Source organism: Nitrosomonas sp. H1_AOB3 (assembly GCF_015709435.1).
In the GTDB taxonomy this organism is placed as follows: domain Bacteria; phylum Pseudomonadota; class Gammaproteobacteria; order Burkholderiales; family Nitrosomonadaceae; genus Nitrosomonas; species Nitrosomonas europaea.
In genome coordinates this window covers 1,392,782-1,412,502 of record NZ_CP054389.1, presented here as the reverse complement: position 1 = coordinate 1,412,502, position 19,721 = coordinate 1,392,782, and the positions used below count along the sequence as shown (strand labels likewise).

The 19,721-nt window shown below is 50.2% G+C and carries 22 protein-coding genes and 1 riboswitch; of the genes, 18 read left to right on the top strand and 4 right to left on the bottom strand.

Translation table 11 applies throughout. The features are described 5' to 3' along the window. Nucleotides 1-26: 26 nt before the first annotated feature. The 4 genes from HRU73_RS06615 to HRU73_RS06600 all read left to right on the top strand — a co-directional run bounded on the left by HRU73_RS06615 (nucleotide 27) and on the right by HRU73_RS06600 (nucleotide 2,541). Entirely contained in the window at nucleotides 27-887 is an 861-nt protein-coding gene (locus tag HRU73_RS06615; protein WP_287400008.1) for a prepilin peptidase, read from the top strand. Between the two features lie 2 nt (nucleotides 888-889). Next, nucleotides 890-1,501: a dephospho-CoA kinase gene (gene coaE, locus HRU73_RS06610; protein WP_276818065.1), complete on the top strand. Its 612-nt coding sequence runs from the start codon at nucleotides 890-892 to the stop codon at nucleotides 1,499-1,501. Nucleotides 1,502-1,574: 73 nt separating this feature from the next. Then, nucleotides 1,575-2,330: a cell division protein ZapD gene (zapD, locus tag HRU73_RS06605; protein ID WP_041357059.1), complete on the top strand. Its 756-nt coding sequence runs from the start codon at nucleotides 1,575-1,577 to the stop codon at nucleotides 2,328-2,330. A gap of 16 nt (nucleotides 2,331-2,346) precedes the next feature. Then, nucleotides 2,347-2,541: a DNA gyrase inhibitor YacG gene (locus HRU73_RS06600; RefSeq protein ID WP_276818064.1), complete on the top strand. Its 195-nt coding sequence runs from the start codon at nucleotides 2,347-2,349 to the stop codon at nucleotides 2,539-2,541. A gap of 114 nt (nucleotides 2,542-2,655) precedes the next feature. Here the strand turns inward: HRU73_RS06600 and lplT are convergent, their stop codons facing one another. Then, complete coding sequence (gene lplT, locus HRU73_RS06595; protein WP_276818063.1) at nucleotides 2,656-3,921, bottom strand: lysophospholipid transporter LplT; 1,266 nt, start codon at nucleotides 3,919-3,921, stop codon at nucleotides 2,656-2,658. Between the two features lie 226 nt (nucleotides 3,922-4,147). Here lplT and nhaC point away from each other — a divergent pair, with 226 nt between their 5' ends. The 13 genes from nhaC (at nucleotide 4,148) to HRU73_RS06530 (ending at nucleotide 16,731) form a co-directional block, all read left to right on the top strand. Beyond that, a complete protein-coding gene (gene nhaC / locus HRU73_RS06590; protein ID WP_276818062.1) occupies nucleotides 4,148-5,578 on the top strand; it encodes a Na+/H+ antiporter NhaC in 1,431 nt (476 codons plus the stop codon). 4 nt (nucleotides 5,579-5,582) lie between these two features. Continuing rightward, complete coding sequence (locus tag HRU73_RS06585) at nucleotides 5,583-6,047, top strand: hypothetical protein (RefSeq protein ID WP_011111228.1); 465 nt, start codon at nucleotides 5,583-5,585, stop codon at nucleotides 6,045-6,047. A 4-nt stretch (nucleotides 6,048-6,051) separates the two neighbouring features. Next, entirely contained in the window at nucleotides 6,052-6,723 is a 672-nt protein-coding gene (locus tag HRU73_RS06580) for a YoaK family protein (protein ID WP_287400004.1), read from the top strand. A gap of 175 nt (nucleotides 6,724-6,898) precedes the next feature. After that, the gene (locus tag HRU73_RS06575; RefSeq protein WP_276818060.1) at nucleotides 6,899-7,693 is read left to right on the top strand and encodes a class I SAM-dependent methyltransferase; all 795 of its coding nucleotides are present in this window, start codon (nucleotides 6,899-6,901) and stop codon (nucleotides 7,691-7,693) included. A gap of 206 nt (nucleotides 7,694-7,899) precedes the next feature. Next, nucleotides 7,900-8,145, top strand: coding sequence for a hypothetical protein (locus tag HRU73_RS06570; RefSeq protein ID WP_011111231.1), 246 nt, complete (start codon nucleotides 7,900-7,902; stop codon nucleotides 8,143-8,145). 31 nt (nucleotides 8,146-8,176) lie between these two features. Further along, complete coding sequence (locus tag HRU73_RS06565) at nucleotides 8,177-8,974, top strand: carbonic anhydrase (protein ID WP_011111232.1); 798 nt, start codon at nucleotides 8,177-8,179, stop codon at nucleotides 8,972-8,974. A 52-nt stretch (nucleotides 8,975-9,026) separates the two neighbouring features. Continuing rightward, nucleotides 9,027-9,825, top strand: a protein-coding gene (locus HRU73_RS06560; RefSeq protein ID WP_502709294.1) for an IS5 family transposase whose coding sequence is annotated in 2 segments (ribosomal slippage) — nucleotides 9,027-9,299 and nucleotides 9,301-9,825 — 798 coding nt in all. Because the reading frame shifts where the segments join, the coding sequence is not laid out codon by codon here. 326 nt (nucleotides 9,826-10,151) lie between these two features. Continuing rightward, nucleotides 10,152-10,250, top strand: a riboswitch (glycine riboswitch). Between the two features lie 96 nt (nucleotides 10,251-10,346). Continuing rightward, the gene (gene gcvT, locus HRU73_RS06555; RefSeq protein ID WP_287400002.1) at nucleotides 10,347-11,438 is read left to right on the top strand and encodes a glycine cleavage system aminomethyltransferase GcvT; all 1,092 of its coding nucleotides are present in this window, start codon (nucleotides 10,347-10,349) and stop codon (nucleotides 11,436-11,438) included. Nucleotides 11,439-11,510: 72 nt separating this feature from the next. Then, on the top strand, nucleotides 11,511-11,900 hold the full coding sequence (gene gcvH, locus HRU73_RS06550; protein ID WP_011111234.1) for a glycine cleavage system protein GcvH: 390 nt from the start codon (nucleotides 11,511-11,513) through the stop codon (nucleotides 11,898-11,900). Between the two features lie 68 nt (nucleotides 11,901-11,968). Next, nucleotides 11,969-13,330 carry an aminomethyl-transferring glycine dehydrogenase subunit GcvPA gene (gene gcvPA, locus HRU73_RS06545; protein ID WP_287400000.1) on the top strand — a complete coding sequence of 454 codons (1,362 nt, stop codon included), beginning with the start codon at nucleotides 11,969-11,971 and terminating at the stop codon, nucleotides 13,328-13,330. 69 nt (nucleotides 13,331-13,399) lie between these two features. Continuing rightward, nucleotides 13,400-14,851: an aminomethyl-transferring glycine dehydrogenase subunit GcvPB gene (gene gcvPB / locus HRU73_RS06540; protein WP_011111236.1), complete on the top strand. Its 1,452-nt coding sequence runs from the start codon at nucleotides 13,400-13,402 to the stop codon at nucleotides 14,849-14,851. A 1-nt stretch (nucleotide 14,852) separates the two neighbouring features. Further along, entirely contained in the window at nucleotides 14,853-15,788 is a 936-nt protein-coding gene (locus HRU73_RS06535) for a carbohydrate kinase family protein (RefSeq protein ID WP_287399998.1), read from the top strand. Nucleotides 15,789-16,095: 307 nt separating this feature from the next. Then, the gene (locus tag HRU73_RS06530) at nucleotides 16,096-16,731 is read left to right on the top strand and encodes a lysophospholipid acyltransferase family protein (protein ID WP_287399997.1); all 636 of its coding nucleotides are present in this window, start codon (nucleotides 16,096-16,098) and stop codon (nucleotides 16,729-16,731) included. On the opposite strand, the gene HRU73_RS06525 is transcribed toward HRU73_RS06530, so the two are convergent. Genes HRU73_RS06525 through HRU73_RS06515 form a run of 3 tightly spaced genes read right to left on the bottom strand, consistent with a single transcriptional unit; the run spans nucleotide 16,673 to nucleotide 18,783 of the window. Further along, nucleotides 16,673-17,479, bottom strand: coding sequence for a symmetrical bis(5'-nucleosyl)-tetraphosphatase (locus tag HRU73_RS06525; RefSeq protein ID WP_287399995.1), 807 nt, complete (start codon nucleotides 17,477-17,479; stop codon nucleotides 16,673-16,675). The genes HRU73_RS06530 and HRU73_RS06525 overlap by 59 nt on opposite strands. Nucleotides 17,480-17,485: 6 nt before the next feature. Then, on the bottom strand, nucleotides 17,486-18,292 hold the full coding sequence (gene dapB, locus HRU73_RS06520) for a 4-hydroxy-tetrahydrodipicolinate reductase (protein ID WP_011111240.1): 807 nt from the start codon (nucleotides 18,290-18,292) through the stop codon (nucleotides 17,486-17,488). Further along, nucleotides 18,289-18,783 (bottom strand): outer membrane protein assembly factor BamE, encoded by a 495-nt coding sequence (locus HRU73_RS06515; RefSeq protein ID WP_011111241.1) that lies wholly within the window; start codon nucleotides 18,781-18,783, stop codon nucleotides 18,289-18,291. Before HRU73_RS06515 ends, dapB begins: the two co-directional genes overlap by 4 nt. Nucleotides 18,784-18,995: 212 nt before the next feature. On the opposite strand from HRU73_RS06515, the gene fur reads away from it, so the two are divergent. Next, nucleotides 18,996-19,436 (top strand): ferric iron uptake transcriptional regulator, encoded by a 441-nt coding sequence (gene fur / locus HRU73_RS06510; RefSeq protein ID WP_011111242.1) that lies wholly within the window; start codon nucleotides 18,996-18,998, stop codon nucleotides 19,434-19,436. Nucleotides 19,437-19,721: the final 285 nt, after the last annotated feature.

The window sequence follows — 19,721 nt, the reverse complement described above, 5'->3', positions numbered from 1 at the left end:
ACTGGATTGGAACGGACAGGCAGCACATGAATTTTCTTGATACCCTGCAGGCTTCATCTCTTTTTTTCGTTTCGTTCATCTCGATAATCGGCCTGCTCCTGGGCAGTTTCCTGAATGTAGTGATTTATCGGCTGCCCGAGATGCTGAAACGTGAGTGGCAGCAACAGTGTGCAGAGCTGCGCGGGGAACAGATAAAAGCACTGCCGGCATATAACCTGGCTATACCGGGATCCGGTTGTCCGCAGTGTGGGCATAAAATTTCCATTCTTGAAAATATCCCGATCATCAGTTACCTTTTTTTGCGAGGACAGTGTTCCGGTTGCCATACGCGCATTCCGTTCAGCTATCCTCTGGTCGAGGCGCTGACGGCCATTCTGAGCGGTCTGGCCGCTTGGCATTTTGGTTTCGGTGACCTTCTGTTTGCTGTCCTGGTTTTTGTGTGGGCGATGATCGTTCTGACCTTTATCGACCTGAATACTCAGCTTTTACCGGACAGTATCACCCAGCCGTTATTGTGGACAGGGTTGATCGTCAATCTGAACAACGGTTTTACCGATGTTCATTCGGCTGTGGTCGGTGCGGTTGCAGGTTATCTCACGCTCTGGAGTGTTTACTGGCTGTTCAGATTGCTGACCGGCAAGGAAGGCATGGGATACGGCGATTTCAAGCTGCTGGCTGCAATCGGTGCCTGGCTGGGCTGGCAATTGCTGCCACTGGTCATTCTGTTTTCTTCTGTGGTGGGTGCCGTCGTTGGTACTGTTCTGATTCTATCTGCCGGCCATTCGAAAAACATGACACTTCCCTTTGGCCCTTATCTGGCTGGAGGCGGGCTGATCGCCCTGTTCTGGGGTAAGCAGATCAATCAGGCTTACCTTGCCATGTTCTGATAATGGCACTGATTATCGGATTGACTGGCGGAATCGGCAGTGGCAAGACCAGAGCAGCCGATTCGTTCAGGGAACTGGGCATTGAAATCATCGATACTGACCAGATTGCGCACGAGCTGACACGTTCTGCTGGCAAGGCGATCAGCCCGATCCGTATTGCATTTGGCGATTGCTTCATCCTGGACGATGGTTCACTGGATCGGTCAGCGATGCGCAGACTGGTATTTTCTGACGAAACTGCAAGGCACCGTCTCGAATCCATACTCCATCCGCTGATTTATCAGGAAACCTTGCAGCGCCTTCCACTTATCCAATCCGAATACGGTATCGTGGTCGTGCCCTTACTGCTGGAAATTGATGGTTACCTTAAATTGGTCGATCGCGTGCTGGTGATTGACTGCCCCGAACCTCTGCAGATCTCCCGTACCATGCTGCGCAGCAAATTGAGTGAACAGGAAGTGCGTGATGTGATGGCTGTGCAATGTTCACGAGATGAACGTCTTGCACAGGCGGATGATGTGATTGTGAATGATTCCGGCGAGCAGCATCTGCAACGTCAGGTAGAGGAACTGCATCGGAAATACCTGATGCTTGCCCGCAAACACGGCCTTTGAACGATTCTGGTAAGATGCGTGCATATTGCAGTTTTCTGCTATGCTTTACAGTTCCAACGCCATCTTACTTACCGTGATCTGTTACGAATTGCCCCTGAGTGAACGCATCCGCATGCTGTTGAGGCTGGAAGATCTGTTCGACAAGATTGATTTTTTTTCGGCCAGGGATACCTCTTTCGAACATCATGCTGTTCTGGTTGCACTGTTTGAGATTCTTGATGTGACCAGTCGATCTGATCTCAAATCGGATCTGTTGCAGGAGCTGGACAAACAGCGGACCATGCTGGAAGGCTTGCGCAGCAACCCTGAAGTATCAGAAAAAGCACTCGACCATATATTGCAGGATATTCGCGCTGCATTTCGTGGCTTACTGGATATCCCGGGTCGGATCGGTGGACATTTGCGCGATGATGAATGGCTGATGAGCGTCAAACAGCGTATGAGCATTCCCGGCGCTGCGTGTGAGTTCGATTTGCCGGCCTATCATTACTGGCTGAATCTGGCTCCGGAAATCCGCAGAGAAGATCTTAAAGACTGGATTACCCCCTTCACTCCGATCCGCAGTGGGATCAATATTGTGCTGAATATGTTGAGAAACAGCGGTAAGAATTGTTGTTATACCGCAGTTCAGGGATTGTTCCAGCAGGCCGGTTCGGAGCATCAGGCACATCTTCTGAGGTTGCATATCAGCAGTGAATTTCCCTGTGTTCCTGAAATCAGCGCCAACAAATATGCTCTCAATATCCGCTTTGTTCCCTGGCGGTCGGATCACAAAACAGAAGTTTATGAAGAGGATATTCCTTTTGAGCTGACTTTCTGCAGTTTATGAGAAGCAGTACGAATGAATGGAGGTGAAATTGGGTAAATCTCCAGTCGTAAATTGTCCCCAATGTGGCGAAATGGTTGTTTGGGAGCCATCCAGCAAATACCGTCCGTTCTGCTCCGAACGATGCAAATTGCTTGATCTGGGGCAATGGGCCACTGACAGCTATCGAATACCGGAAGAAGAACGGCCCCGGGAAGACGACACAGAAGCCTGATTCAATCTTCGAACTTGCTGATCAAGTTGTGTCGGTTCCTGAATGTGCTGCAATAGCAGCACATTCCCGCAATATTTGTATTTAAAAACTGTTGGCCAGGGTCATGCAGCGCAATCAGAACTGTCGTTTCTGCATGCCGATCAGGTGTAGAGAATCCTGCTTACTCTGATTGTTCAGATGCCATTTGCGAACCATGATCATGGTAATGGATACGAACAGCCCAAACAGGATGATGACGGTATAGATATGCACATCGAACCAGATCAGCAGCGCATACAGTGACAACATGGTGAGAATACCGAGGTTTTCATTGAAATTCTGAACAGCGATAGAGTGTCCGGCACCCATCAGGATGTGTCCGCGATGTTGCAGCAGGGCATTCATCGGTACCACGAAGAAGCCTGCCAATCCTCCGATGATGATCAGCAGTACAACCGAAATCCAGAGATCTCGAGCCGTGATCATGAGAATCACCACGATTCCCATGATGATACCGAGCGGAATGACATCCAGCGACCGGCGGAGTGAAACCAGCTTGGCTGCCAGCACGGCGCCCAATGCAATGCCCACTGCAACGACCCCCTGCAGCAGTGCCGCCTGGTTTAATGCATAACCAAGAGCTGCTTCAGCCCATTTCAGTACGATGAATTGCAGCGTCGCGCCAGCACCCCAGAACAAGGTGGTAACAGCCAGTGAAATCTGGCCCAGTTTGTCGAACCACAGCAATTTTACGCAGTGAACGAAATCGTGAAACAGAAAAATCGGGTTCTTCTTGAGTATCCGATGATCGATTCCGGTATCGGGGATGAACAGATTAGTAACGGCGGCAATGCCATAGAACAGCATGATGATTATGATACTGGCGTCAACCGCTGTCTTGATCAGAGGGAGATCCAGAGAGAGCAGAACCGCAGCCACTGAAGGGGTGATGAGCAGGCCGCCGATGACTGTACCGAGAACGATCGATGCGACAGTCAACCCTTCCATCCAGCCGTTGGCGATTACCAGTTTTTCAGGAGGCAGCAATTCTGTAAGAATGCCGTACTTTGCCGGAGAATATGCAGCGGCCCCCAACCCGACGACCGCGTATGCACCTAGTGCAGAAAATTGATGTGCAGCAAAAAACAGTAATATGCAACCGACGATCTTGATCGAATTGCTGATGAACATGACCCGACCCTTGGCCATGGAATCGGCGAAGGCACCGACAAGAGGCGCCAGCAATACATAGAATAGTACGAATACAAATTTAAGCATGGGAGTAAGGTACGCTGGTGCATGCAGATCGATCAGCAGGGCAATGGCCACGACCAGTAGCGCGTTGTCTGCCAGCGATGAAAAGAATTGTGCCCCCATGATGGTATAAAACCCGCGTCCCAAATTTTTCTCCTGATCTGTTATCGATATCTCGAAGAACTGGCTCCGGTTTCTTACCAGAGGCCGTTTCAGCTTTGCAGCGTTATATCATGAAAATCAGGCAGGGCGAATTCCAGTTTTTAAATTATCGGTTCTGTTCGGCAAGGAAGGGGGTACGAAGTATTGCAGCATTGTGAGCACTCATCGAGAATATGATGAAAATGGAATTTGAGAGAGTAGGCTTTCTGTAATGACGAGTGAGAAAACAGCATTAGAGGAATTGCCGGTGGCGCAACCGCTGCCTGCTTTCTGGCAGGCAGCAGTTTGTTTTATCGGGATACTGCTGTTGATCGCACTCGGTTTGTTTGTGTTTGAGATCAGTCTGCACGCGCTGATTTTCCTGGCACTGGTCTGGGCCGGTGTACACACACGTATTCTGGGTTATTCGTTCATTGCCATTCGCAGCATGATGGATGAAGGTATCGTCAGGGCATTGCCGGCGATTTACATTTTCATGCTGATCGGCATGGTCATTGCCAGCTTCATGCAAAGTGGCACGATCGCGAGCTTACTGTATTTCGGCCTCGACTGGCTCGACCCGGCCCTGTTTCTGGCTGCCGGATTCGTGTTGTGCAGCCTGATGTCGGTTGCAACCGGTACTTCCTGGGGAACCGCAGGTACTATCGGTGTGGTGTTGATCGGAATCGGTGATGCCATGGGTATTCCGCTGCCGCTGACAGCGGGTATGATCATCTCCGGTGCAACGTTTGGTGACAAGCTGTCGCCCATATCCGATACCACCAACCTGGCTGCGATGAGTGCCGACACAAATTTGTACCGGCATATCGGTTCGATGCTGTATACCACGATACCTACGTTTGTGATCGTTTTGAGTATTTTTACCGTATGGGGCTGGCAGTATGGTGATCATCACCTGCCACAAGCGCATCTGACCGAAATTCGCAGCGCCCTGGCAGGTTCCTTTCGGATGGATGGAATGGTGACGCTGTTGCCACTGCTGGTGATGCTGGGTATGAGCATCAAACGTTATTCTGCCGAAGTCAGCATGACGTGCAGTACCCTGCTGGCGCTGCTGATTGCCGTGGTTTATCAGGACAGGAACGGTATCGATGTCATCAATGCATTATGGTTGAACACACCCGGAGGTACCGGGATTGCCAGTATCGATGAATTACTCGGGCGTGGCGGTTTATACAGCATGGCCTGGACTTTGCTGTTGTCCATCATGGCACTGGCACTTGGCGGTATCCTGCATCATGCCGGGTTTTTGCAGGTGCTGCTGATGCGACTGATTGCACCGATCAGACGGACCAGTACTTTGATTGTAGCGACTATTGCCTCCGGCCTGACCGGTAATCTGGTCATGGGGGAAGCCTATATTTCCATCATTCTGAGTTGTCAGTTGTTCAAAAAGGTTTATCAGGAAAAAAATCTGGATCCGGCAGTTTTGTCGCGCTCCGTTGAGGAGGGCTCTACCTTGACTACCGGCCTGATTCCGTGGACGACAGCCGGGATTTTCTATACGGCAACGCTGGGTGTACCCACACTGGATTATGCTCCGTATACGTTACTCAACCTGCTGAACCCTCTGGTTTCAATTGGGATGGCGGTAATGGGAGTAGGTTTGCTGCGTTCCGGGCACTATCAAAAAACAACCTGAAAATATGGAAAAAGAACTGGAAGACCGGAAATTGGCAGAATTGATGAATAGTATCAGGCATTACAGCACACTTCGCTTTGCCATGCTGACCGTCTATTTCGCGGTGACTGGCGGGTTGCTGGTGAAATTCTTCGATTGTGATTTTTCAGTGCGTTATCCCGAATTGCACGGGTTGTTTCAGATTGCCGGGAGTATGGTTACCGTTGCATTCTTCATTTTTGAAGTTGCCCTGGATGATAATTTAAGGAAATTGTGGGGATCAGTAAAAAAGCTGGCAGGCGAGGGGGATGTTCTTCTCAGCCATCGGCAACTCTGGAAAGGCTGCCTGGTTCCCATGGCAACATACGGGATTTTCGTAGGCGTACTGATATTCTGGTTATTCACTTCCCGGAATTACTACCCTTGTCAGGCGGCAGCGCATAAGGCTGTGCAGAGTGAAACAGTGATATCGAAAGAATGCAGGAAATGAATCAGTGATTCACAAACTGCCAAAATGGGTCGAAATCGGGGGATTCCTGCTGTCATTCAATGCCGGTTATGTGAATGCCATTGGCCTTCTGGGATTTGAGCATCAGGCAGTTTCACATCTTACCGGCATCTCGACCTTTCTTTCACTGGAGCTGGCCAACCATAATATGCAAGCAGTAGTGCATTTACTGCTGGTAATGGCTGGTTTTATCATCGGGGCTGCTTATAGCGGTTTTATCATTGGTAATGTCGCATTGAAGCTCGGAAGAAACTATAGTCTGGCGTTGATAACCGAGTCATTCCTGCTTGGAATTTCCATGCTTCTGCTGAATTACGGTTCCCCGGTTGGCCACTATTTTGCATCTGCAGCATGTGGACTGCAAAATGCCATGACCAGTACTTATAGTGGCGCAGTTGTCAGAACTACTCATGTGTCGGGACTGTTTACTGATTTAGGTGTTGCTCTGGGTTTGAGGGTTCGTGGTCAGCCTGCTGATACCAGAAGAATAGTGCTGTATCTGATACTGATTATCGGATTTATATCGGGTGGAGTAGCGGGTGCGGTTTGTTTTGGTCAATACCGGTTCTCGGCGATACTGGTTCCCTGCATTGTTACAATCCTCATTGGTGCCGGTTATTGGCTGTTTACACATCAAACGTATTGGCGGCTTAAATAATCGATGGAAGTCATAAAATCAGACTTGTTCATTGTGACCATCGATCAATCCGATGTCCTGTTTTCCAATTGAGTTTCACAAGTAGAGAGTGATTCAGGTAATACCCGTTTAGCAACGGGAAAACCACAAGCTACCGAGCTTGAATATTAATCATTTCATTGCAGGAGGTTTGTCTATGGCAGGGTATGTGGGCGATGTTGCCATTGCTTATGATCGTGATCTGGGGCACGTGCTGTTTGAGCAATATGCTTCTGATATCGCCAGGCGCACAGCAGGAAAACCGGTTCGTGATGTACTCGAAGTTGCATCAGGTACGGGAATCGTGACCAGGCAACTGCGAAATGTACTGCCCGGGGATGCGCAACTGACTGCTATCGATATCAGTGATTCCATGATGGAGGTCGCACGCACGAAATTTCTGCCGCATGAACAGGTTACTTTTCAGGTTGCAAATGCTGTGGCACTGCCTTTTGACGATCGAGCCTTCGATACGGTGGTTTGTCAGTTCGGCGTGATGTTCTTCGACAAGGATAAGGCCTTTCAGGAGACGCATCGGGTATTGAGACAAGGTGGGCGGTATCTGTTCAGTGTATGGGATTCACGTGACTACAATCCCTATGCCAGTCTCACTTTTGAAGTCATGAAACAGTTTTTTCCATCGGATCCTCCCCGCTTTCTTGAGAGCACTGTTTCATCCTTCGAGATTGATCCTACCAAGGAGAGGCTGATTCGTGCCGGGTTTGAGCAAATAAGCATTTCAGTTCAGCGACGGATTTACGACATACCGGATATCAGAGCTTTTGCGCGCGGGCTGATATTCAGTCCGATCATCAATGAAATCAGAGAGCGTGGTGAAGTTGATCCTGATGACATCGTTGAAGCTCTGGTAAAGACATTTATCGGGGAATATGGCTCGAACCCCACACGTTTTCCGATGCAGGCCATATTGTTTGAAACGGAAAAGCCCTGATCTGCATACCCTGATTTTCTATGCAGAAAGAGAGAAAGATAAAGGCCAGCCAGTTGAGGGGGTGAAGTCTCTGAAAGCTCTAAGTCAGGCTGCATATGTATGTTCTGTCGATTATTTTTTATGATTTTTTGTCATTTATCTCGTGATAATCTAAATACACATTCGATACATAACGAATGTGATTTGCATATTTAGAGAGGAGGAAAATGATGCGCGTTAAGCTTTTCTTGGCAGTTGTGCTGAGTTTGAGTGTTTCCTGTTTTGCTGGATCGGGGGGAGATCAGCCCGAGTCGTTGCCTGAGACTGGTCAAACGAAAAATGCCTCGACCGGGGATGAACAACCGACACGGATCGAGACGGGAAAGAAAGAAGCTGAATCACAGTCTTCACAAGAAACCGGCTTAGATAAACAATCTTTGATGATTGACTACTGCAGAAAACATACTTGTTAATTTAATAATATATTGCGATCGGAGTTGATTCATGAAAACAAAAATATTGGCGAGCCTGGCTTCAATAATTTTTACGGGTTACGTGAGCATTGCAGCCTCTGCTCCACCTCACTGGTCTTATGATGAAGAACCCATCTGGGGTGCTATTGAGGATGCTGCTCTACCCGTGCCATTACGCTATCCCTATGCGGAATGCGGTATCGGCCAGCATCAGTCACCGGTAGATCTGGCAGATGCAAAAATTGTCAGTGCTAAACCGTTGAACAAACTTTCTGCACAGTATAAGACAGATACGCCGACCTTCTTCAACACGGGACATGCCATACAGGTCAATACTTCCAAGAATTTTGCCGGGGGACTGAAAGTCGGGAAGGAATTACTGCCACTGATCCAGTTGCATTTCCATGAACCCAGTGAACATGTTTTTGGAGGTAAAAAATTCCCTGCAGAATTGCATTTCGTGCATATCAACAAGGATGGAAGAATTGCGGTATTGGGCGTAGTGATCAACATTGGTAAAGAAAATGCTGTATTCCAGACTATCCTTGACAATATGCCTCGACATGAGGGTGAAGCAAATTCGCCTTCCAGAGTCAGATTCAACCCGGCAAAATTGCTGCCATCAGGAGTGAACGCCGCTAATCTGAAATATCTGACTTTAGCCGGCTCATTGACGACGCCGCCTTGCAGTGAGGGAGTACAGTGGTACATTCTGACAAAATCGATCACGATTTCAGCTGATCAATTAGAGCAGATGAAATCTTTTTATCATGACAACGCCAGATCCGCGCAGAGCCTGAATGAGAGATCGATTCTTTCAAACCAGTGAGTCGTTCTGAGAACCTGTTTACGATCTTTTTGCTATCCCTGATAATGCATGGATGAAAAGAATCGAGTATGCCAGCGATATCAGTAGAGAGAAGTTTGCCGAGATAGAGCTGCTATTGCGCAGCGTACGACGCAGGACCAAGCCCACGAAGGTGGATCTGTACGAGGTGTTCTGCGCGGTGCTGTACCTGCTGCGCACTGGTTGCCAATGGAGATTCCTACCCGGAGAGTTTCCCAAGTGGCAGAGTGTATATGCTTATTGGAGCAAGTGGAGTGAGCCCGACCAGTACGGCGTGAGCGTATTGGAGCGGGCACTCAAAAAATCAGGTTGGCGCGGTCCGAGAGAAACAGGGGCGCAACGTTTGCAGCGCGCTCTTGATCATGGACGCGCAGAGCGTGAAAAACACAGACACGGCCGACCAGAAAGGTTATGACGCTGGCAAGAAGGTATCGGGTATCAAGCGCCATATCGCTGTCGATACCCAGGGTTTGCCGCATGCTATTGCGGTGACGACGGCGGAAGTGACTGACCGTAAAGGTGCATTGCAAGCTCTGGAGCGCTGCAGGCTGGGCTTGGGGCAAGTACAAAGTTTGCTGTGCGATAGTGGCTATACTGGAGAACCATTCGCTGAAGGCGTGCGAGAAATTCTGGGCGAAGCTGTCACGGTGCAGATTGCCAGGCGCAGTGAACTGCATACCTTCAAAGTTATGCCCAAACGCTGGATCGTCGAGCGTAGTTTCGCCTGGCTGGAGAAGAGCAGAAGATTATGGAAAAACTGCGAGCGTAAGCTCAACACCAGCTTACAGTTCATTCATCTGGCCTTCCTGGCATTACTGCTCAAAAGATCGTAAACAGATTCTGAGTTGTCCATCTTCCCCGATAGAATGACTGATATCCGGGGAAGATTCCTGTTTGTATGAATTCCTCCCGATTCCATCGTACGTCTGGACGTTTGTCTGCCCTGCGGAGAAATCGTCAAATCGCGGATTAGGCATCAATTTCCCCGGTTTCTATAGCTTGGCCTCACCTTGTCTTAATATCCCAAGCTAAGGTATAGTTCGGTCTGCTGATATTTCATCCAGGCAGGAGAGTGCGCTGTATCAAAATACAGTGTCACCGAAGGCGTAACCCCCCGGAATCGCTCAGGTGTGGCCATAAGGCTTGAGTAACTGCTTGTGATTGGCAATCTGGAGAGTGCTGAAACAGCTTCAGCCACCGAAGGGGCATGCGGAAAGTTGACCGTAAAACTCTCAGGTAAAAGGACAGAGGGGTAAGTTGATATCTGTTGGCTGCTTCGCGAGCACAAGTGGTAGTGGGCGAATGTAGGGCAGTACAGATAAAAAACTTCCTTTTTACTTTTGAGAGAAAACAGATGCTGAAGACAACCCCTTTGAATGCGGCGCACCGGGCCATGAATGCCAAAATGGTCGATTTTGGCGGCTGGGATATGCCCCTGCACTATGGCTCCCAACTGGATGAGCACCACTCTGTCAGGCGTGATGCCGGTATGTTCGATGTGTCTCATATGTTGACCGTCGATATTCACGGCGAAAACGTACGCCAGTTTCTGCGAGGACTGGTGGCCAACAATGTCGATAAACTGACCCTCCCAGGCAAAGCGCTCTATACCTGCATGCTGACCCCCGCAGGTGGAATCATCGACGATCTGATCATTTACTTCCTGTCCGAGTCCTGGTTCCGTCTGGTAGTCAATGCCGGTACGGCTGATAAGGATATCGACTGGATCACCGGGCAATCCCGCCAGCTTGCTCCCGCTCTGACCATTACCCCGCGTCGTGATCTTGCCATGATCGCAGTACAGGGACCCAATGCGCGTACGAAAGTCTGGAATGTCATTCCTGATTCCCAGGCGATTTCAGAAAACCTGAAACCATTTCAGTCTGTGATGCTGGGTGACTATTTCATCGCACGTACCGGTTATACCGGTGAGGATGGTTTTGAAATCACATTACCCGCCGGCCAGGCTGCTGATTTCTGGCAAAAACTGCATGCAGCGGGTGTTGCTCCGGCCGGACTGGGTGCACGTGATACCCTGCGCCTGGAAGCAGGCATGAATCTTTATGGCCAGGATATGGACGAGACCGTCAACCCGCTTGAATCAGGGCTTGCATGGACTGTGGATCTGAAAAGCGAGCGTGACTTCACCGGTAAACAGACACTGCTGGAAACGCCGGTCAATCGGCAGCTGGTTGGCCTGGTATTGCTGGATAAAGGAGTATTGCGTAATCATCAGAAAGTCATTACACGGCAGGAAGGTGAAGCAGGAGAAGGAGAGATTACCAGTGGCGGGTTTTCCCCAACGTTGAACCAGTCGATTGCGCTGGCGCGTATTCCTGCAGGCATCGCTGCTGGTGAGCAGGTACATGTCGTCGTGCGGGATAAACAGCTTGCGGCAAAAGTCGTCAAATATCCGTTTGTTCGCAATGGTCAGGCACTGGTCTGATTGTTTGCCGAAATGACAACAGATACAGGATTATTGAATTTTTTAAACTTTAAGTTTGGGGAGTACAGGTAAATGAGCGTTCCGGCAGAACTGAAATATACAGAATCACACGAATGGGTCAGATTGGAAGCAGATGGCAGTGTCACGGTAGGAATTACCCAGCATGCCCAGGAATTACTGGGGGACATGGTATTCGTTCAGTTGCCCGATGTCGGGCGCGCGCTGGCACAGCGTGAAGATTGCGCTGTGGTGGAGTCGGTCAAGGCAGCATCGGATATTTATGCGCCACTGGGTGGAGAAGTCATTGCAGTCAACTCTGAAGTGGAAACCTCTCCGGAAAAAATAAACGAGGATTGCTACGCAGCCTGGCTGTTCAAGCTCAAACCGGCCAATGCTGGTGAAGTGGATGGTCTGCTCGATGCCGGCGGATATCAGAAACTGCTGGATAGCGAAGCGCATTGAGGATGCTTGCGGCCTGGCCGCAGCAATCATCATTTTTATGAGTTTTTCTGAATAAATTACAGCCAATCATGCCCTTTATTCCCCATACAGAAGAAGACGTGGCCGAGATGCTCACCAGCATCGGTGCCAGGTCGATCGATGAATTATTCGATGAAATTCCCGCCGAGCTCAAGACCGGAAAATTGACTCAGGTACCACCCGGTTTGAGTGAAATGGAAATTTCACGTCTCATGTACGAACGTGCACAGCAAGACGGGTTTTATCTCAGTTTTATCGGTGCAGGTGCCTATGAACACCATATTCCGGCCGCAGTCTGGCAGATAACGACGCGAGGTGAGTTTTATTCTTCCTATACGCCTTATCAGGCAGAAGCCAGCCAGGGTACATTGCAGTTATTGTACGAATACCAGACCATGATGGCTTCACTGGCCGGAATGGATGTATCCAACGCCAGCCTGTATGACGGCGCATCAGCGCTGGCTGAGGCAGCTCTGATGGCGGTGCGCCAGCACAGGACCTCCAGACGCATTCTGGTTCCTCAGACTGTGCATCCGGTTTACCGCAGTGTGATGCGCACCATTGTCAGAAATCAGGCAATCGAAGTGGTCGAAGTTCCTTATGATCCCGCAACCGGACAGGTGGCCATCGATAAGCTTGATCAGTTTGCACAGGAAGAATTTGCTGCACTGATCATTCCTCAACCCAATTTTTTCGGTGTGCTTGAACAGGTCGATGCACTGACCGATTGGGCACACGACAAGCAATCCCTGGCAGTCGCGGTGGTCAACCCGACTTCACTTGCCATGCTGAAACCACCAGGAGAATGGGGACGTCGGGGAGCAGATATCGCTGTCGGTGAAGGTCAGCCTTTGGGGATCCCACTTTCCAGTGGTGGGCCATACTTCGGATTCATGACCTGCAAACAGGAGCTGGTACGGCAGATGCCGGGGCGTATCATCGGGCGGACTACCGATCTGGAAGGTAAGGAAGGTTTTGCCCTGACGTTACAGGCCAGGGAGCAACATATCCGCCGTTCGAAAGCAACTTCCAACATCTGTACCAATCAGGGGTTGATGGTGACGGCGGCTACGATCTATATGTCACTGCTGGGACCGGAGGGATTGTATCGGGTGGCTGCTCATTCTCATGCAAACACAGTGGCGCTGGTAGAACAGCTGGAAAAATTACCGGGTGTGAAAAAGGCATTCCACAGTCCGTTCTTCCACGAGGCAGTCCTTCAGTTATCCGTATCAGCTGATAAAGTCCTGAACAGACTCAAAGCACAAGGTGTACTGGGCGGCGTGCTGCTTGAAAATCACTATCCGGATTTGAAGAACACATTGCTGGTTTGCGCAACGGAAACCAAAACGGCTGAGGATCTGGATAAATACACTGAAGTGCTGCGGCAGGCACTGGCGGCCAGTGCCTGAGACAGATAAGCCGGATATAAAGCTGTACTACGTGTACTGCACACCAATTTCACCAATATAAGATAAAACATGCTGATATTCGAACATTCCCGCAAGAATCGTCGGAATTATTCTCAGGCTCCGGCAACCCGGCCAGCCAAAAACAATATTCCGGATCATCTGAAGCGTAAATCTACCCCCCTGTTGCCCGAAGTTTCTGAAATGGACACGGTACGCCACTATACCCGCCTGTCTCAGAAAAATTTCTCGATAGATACAGAGTTTTATCCGCTCGGTTCCTGCACCATGAAATATAACCCGCGTGCCTGTAATTCACTGGCTATGCTGCCGCAATTCCTGTCACGTCACCCGCTGGCACCTGAAGATACAGGCCAGGGATTTCTGGCCTGTATGTATGAGCTGCAGGAGATTTTGAAGGACATCACGGGTATGGCAGCGGTCAGCTTGACTTCAATGGCGGGCGCGCAGGGTGAACTGATCGGTATTACGATGATTCGTGCATATCATGAAGCACATGGCGATACCGGACGTACCGAAATCATTATTCCGGATGCCGCACACGGTACCAACCCTGCTACTGCTGTCATGTGCGGTTACAAAGTCATCGAGATTCCCACGAATCGCGATGGTGACGTGGATATGGATGCACTGAAAGCAGCCGTTGGTCCCAAAACGGCTGGTCTGATGCTGACCAATCCTTCCACACTGGGTGTATTCGAGAAGAAAGTAGCGGAAATGAGCCGGATCGTACATGCAGCAGGTGGTTTGCTGTACTACGATGGTGCCAACCTCAATGCGGTGCTGGGTAAAGTCAAGCCGGGTGATATGGGGTTCGATGTCATCCACATGAATCTGCACAAGACTTTCTCGACTCCTCATGGCGGTGGTGGGCCAGGTGCAGCACCCGTCGGTGTGGCTGAACGCCTGCTGCCCTATCTGCCAGTACCGATCGTGGCACATGAGCAAGGGGTTTACCGCTGGCTGACCGAGGAAGATCGTCCTCAAACTATCGGGCGTTTATCCGCTCACATGGGTAATGCCGGAGTATTGCTGCGTGCCTATATCTACGTCAGATTGCTGGGGGCGGAAGGGATGCACCGCATTTCCGAGTATGCAACACTCAATGCCAATTATCTGATGGCTGAGTTGCGCAAACTGGGTTTCGAGATTGCTTATCCCAATCGCCGTGCCAGTCATGAATTCATCGTCACGATGAAAGAGATCAAAGACAGAACCGGGGTAACTGCCATGAATCTTGCCAAGCGTCTGCTGGATAAAGGTTTTCATGCACCTACCACGTATTTTCCTTTGCTGGTACCAGAATGCCTGCTGATCGAGCCGGCTGAAACCGAATCCAAGGAAACACTGGATCGCTTTGTTGCTGCAATGAAGGAGATTCTGGATGAGATAGCCACCCAGCCGGATATGGTCAAGGCCGCTCCACACGATATGCCCCTGCGGAAAATCGATGATGTCAAGGCTGCCCGTGAGCTCGACCTGGTCTGGGATCCGGCGGGCTGATATGCATACACTGATCTGTGGTTCCATCGCCTATGACACGATCATGGTGTTTGAAGATCGTTTCAAACGCCATATCCTGCCAGACAAGATCCATGTTCTGAACGTCGCGTTTCTGGTGCCGGAAATGCGACGGGAGTTTGGCGGTTGCGCGGCAAATATCGCCTACAACCTGAAGATGCTGGAGGGTAAACCGTTGATAATGGCAACGGTCGGGGATGATTTCCAACCCTATACCTACAGACTGGAAAAGCTTGGGCTGGCACAGACATATATTCGTCGGATACAGGATACCTTCACGGCACAGGCATTCATTACTACGGATCTGGATGATAATCAGATCACTGCTTTTCATCCTGGCGCAATGAATTTCTCCCATCAGAACAGTGTGAAAGATGCTATCGATGTCAGTCTTGGTATCATTGCTCCGGATGGCCGGGATGGGATGCTTACTCACGCCCGGGAATTTCATGAAGCCGGTATTCCTTTCATATTTGACCCGGGCCAGGGTATGCCGATGTTCAGTGGTGATGAACTGATTGATTTCATTGACATGGCAGATTATATAGCGGTCAATGATTATGAAGCTCAGCTGTTACAGTCGGTCACAGGCTATACATTGAGTGAGCTGGCTACCCGGGTCAAGGCGCTTATCGAGACCAAAGGGGCGGAAGGTTCGGTGATCCATGCCCAAGGCAAGCAGTTTCAGATCCCTGCTGTTCGCCCGCAAAAAGTTGTCGATCCAACCGGTTGCGGAGATGCCTATCGTGCCGGATTGCTTTATGGCATTGCTCAGGATATGGATTGGCAGACGACCGGGCAACTTGCATCACTCATGGGCACATTGAAAATAGCTCATCGTGGCGGTCAGAATCATCAATATCAGCGTGATGAGATTGGCCAGCGCTACTTTGAAGCTTTTGGCTGCCGTATACTCTAGCCTGCATTATTCCCGGCAGTAGCCTTGTTGCCGGGAATATCTGTAATCCACCAGATAAACAGGTATCGGTTCTGATCCGGCGCCATAGAGCAGACCTGTCAAATCAAATTTTTATCGGATCGACGTTCTGCTATCCACCATGGCCGCAACCGGAGTTAACAGATTAACCAGAAGTGTCCGGTTTATCAGGTTGATCCTGCATATCACTTCCGGACTGTTGCAATCGTTTGCTTTGCCGTACGTCAGTACAGTCAGGCAAAACCGAATGGCCTGTAACTGGGCACAAAAATTTCTTCGGATTCTCAAAGTGAAGTTGTGCCCCGGTGGTGTGTTGCCTATTTGTGGCCGGCAAGGGGTAGTTTTTGTAGCCAATCACATCTCATGGCTGGATATCATGGTCATTCTGGCGGTATATCCGGTGCATTTCGTTGCCAAGGCAGAAATCGGCACCTGGCCGATACTGGGTCGGTTATGTCGCAATGCCGGAACCCTGTTCATCGAACGTGAGAAACGCGGGGATACGTTACGGATCAATCAGCAGATAAGCAGTATTCTGAAAGACGGACGCTCGGTCGTGATATTCCCTGAGGGTACGACCGGTGATGGGAATGTGCTCCAGCATTTTCATGCTTCCCTGCTGCAATCTGCTGTAACAGCTGAAACATTGCTTTATCCGGTTGCAATCCGTTATCGTAACCGTGATGGTTCGCGGAATTCGAGTGTTGCCTATGTCAGCGTGACGATACTGCAATCCCTGATGCAGATATTGGCAGAGCCGGAGATTCAGGTGGAACTGATTTTCAGGGAACCCATTCCGGGAGCGGGCAGAAACCGGCGCGAGCTGGCGCGTCTGGCAGAAAAAGCCATTGCGCAAACCCTGTCACTCAATGTCGTACGCACGGTACCTGAAACACTTTCCGATCTTCCAGCCGAACGGATGTAAGACAGCCTTGCCAGACACAGCCCGTATCCAAGGCGATGAGGTTGGGTGTCAGATGTAATCCCAGCGCTGACCAGTGCCCGAACACGATCGTCGTATCCTTGCTGGCTCGCCAGGGAATCTCGAACCAGGGCAGCAAACCGTCCGGAACAGATGACAATTCACCCTTGCAGGAAAAATTCATTCTGCCTTCCGGCGAACAGACACGCATGCGTGTCATGGCATTGATGATGACTCGCCAGCGATCTTCTCCCTGCAGCCGGTCATGCCAGTGATCAGGCACATTGCCATACATTGAACGGGAAAATGTCTGAAATCGGTCGCCGCGAATGATTGTTTCGACTTCCTGCGCCAGGATTTGCGCCTGCTCGATGCTCCAGTTCGGTAACAGACCGGCGTGAACCAGTGCATATTCATCTTCGTGATGAAACAGTTGCTGATGCCGTAGCCAATCGAGCAGCCTGCTGCTGTCGGGCGTTTCCAGAACCGGTTGCAGGGTGTCTCCGTGTTGTTGTCGGGCGGAGCCTGCTGCTATGGCCAGAAGGTGGAGATCATGGTTGCCGAGTACCATTGTGACGGCGTCACCCAGTTCTATCAAGGTACGCAGCAATGAGAGCGAATCCGGTCCGCGGTTGACGATGTCACCGACCAGCCACAGTCTGTCGCGGGTAGCGTTGAAGCCGATCAGGTCGAGCAGTTCGAGAAAATGCCGGTGGCAGCCCTGCAGATCACCGATTGCATAGGTCGCCATTGAAAGTCAGCGCAGCCCCAATACATCCTGCATATCGAACAATCCGGATTTCCTGGTCATGAGAAAACGTGCTGCATGCAGTGCCCCGGCAGCAAATGTTTTACGGCTGCTGGCTTTATGAGTGATTTCCAGGCGTTCACCGATTCCGGCGAATAATGCCGTGTGGTCGCCTACGATATCTCCGCCACGTATGGTCGAGAATCCGATGGTATCTGCACGGCGTTCACCGGTATTGCCTTCACGGCCGTAAATCGCAACTTTCTCAAGGTCCCTGCTCTGGGCCTGGGCGATTACTTCACCCATGCGCAGGGCCGTTCCGGAGGGAGCATCGACCTTATGACGATGATGTGCTTCGATGATTTCGACATCGTAGCCTTCCGGCAATGCTTTTGCGGCTACTTCGAGCAATCTGAACAGCAGGTTGACTCCCACACTCATGTTGGGAGCCAGTACGATGGCGATGTCTTGGGCGGCATTACGAATGATGTCTTTTTCTTCCGGTGAAAATCCGGTAGTGCCGATCACCATTCTGACACCCAGTTTACGACATGTGGCAAGGTGTGACAGCGTGCCGGCAGGGCGCGTGAAGTCGACCAGTATATCGCTGCCAGCCAGTGCAGAGACATAATCACTGCTGATGGCGACTCCCGGAGGTGTTCCGGTCAGGCTGCCCGCATCTTGTGACAGATACGGATTGCCCGGTTGCTCGAGTGCTGCGGATAATCGCAGATCGTCTGCTTCTGCAATGGTTTCCATGATTGCCCGACCCATGCGGCCGGTACTTCCGGCAACGGCTATGTTTAACGGCGTCATTGATTATCCTTGTAAAAATTTGTCTGGTTTTCTTTGAGGAAGTTGACCGTCCCTTTTTTGTCCGGTTCTTCATTCATATTGCTGTCGGTATCCGGGGCAGGGGTAAATGTTTGTTCGGGAGAAAAGAAGTTCTGAGCAGGCTCACTCTCGCTGAAAGCCGGCGGTTGCGGAAAATCTCCCTGAATGTGTGATAACCGGTCATCCTGGAAGAAAACGGTCAGTTTCTTTTCTTCAGCGACTCGACCACCCGGTGCAGTGCGATAGATATAATCCCACCGGTCACCATGGAATATATCCATCACCAGCGGTGTACCCAGTGTGAATCGAACCTGGGAGCGAGTCATTCCAGGCTTCAGTTTTGCCACCATTTCATCCGTTACGACATTACCCTGCTGGATATCGATTTTGTAGGGCAGTGAAGGAAGATAGGTGCAGTGTGTCAGAGGAAGAAACAGCAACAGAAGTAACAGTCGTGGGAAAAATGCATGCATACCAGATCAATATTTTTCAATCCGCCCGGGATAGGATACTATGGACGGTCAGCTCTCCCGGAGCGGGGTAAAGTGTAAACGAAAATGACTGTAATAATACGTATCTTTATGGCGAGTAGCGAGGTTTCCTCGGATCAAAAGGAAATTATGATGGAGGCTAAAGCGTCGTAATTGTCTCATAGATACAGCAAATATTTCTGGATAAATAACCTATGAAGAAATCGGAAAATTTGAAGAATATAGATCTTAAAACGATGGGATTGAAGACGACTCTCCCGCGTCTGAAAATACTGAATTTGTTCGAGAACAGTTTGATTCGTCACCTCTCGGCGGAAGATGTATATAAAGAACTGCTCAATGGAGGGGAAGATATCGGTCTGGCAACGGTTTACCGCGTGTTGACCCAGTTTGAACAGGCCGGCCTGCTCGAACGCCACCATTTCGAAAGTGGCAAGGCAGTATTCGAACTGGCGAGCGATAACCACCACGACCATCTGGTATGTCTGCAATGTGGCCGGGTGGAAGAGTTTTATGATCCGGAAATCGAGAAACGCCAGGCAAGAATTGCCAAGGAGCGTGGATTCGTATTGCAGGAGCATTCCCTGTCACTGTACGCTGATTGCACCAAGGAAAATTGTCCGCACCGCAAATAGACGGCAGTATTCTTGCCCGGAGATCGGGAAGCGGGCGTGAGCCCTGACAGTATCTTCCTGCACGCTGATACGATCATCTGGATCAACCGGATTCATATCTCCTCTCGTCACACGCAATTTTAATGCATTCCGGGAACAAGGCCGGTTTTGCAGATATGGTGTGCCCGTTCAATACCTGACAGGGCAGGTATTATGACGTCCATGATTCCACAGAAATTACTGTTGTACTGCAATCCCCGGAATCATCTTTGATACTTCGAGATACTCAGAAGTATGGTCAACGCG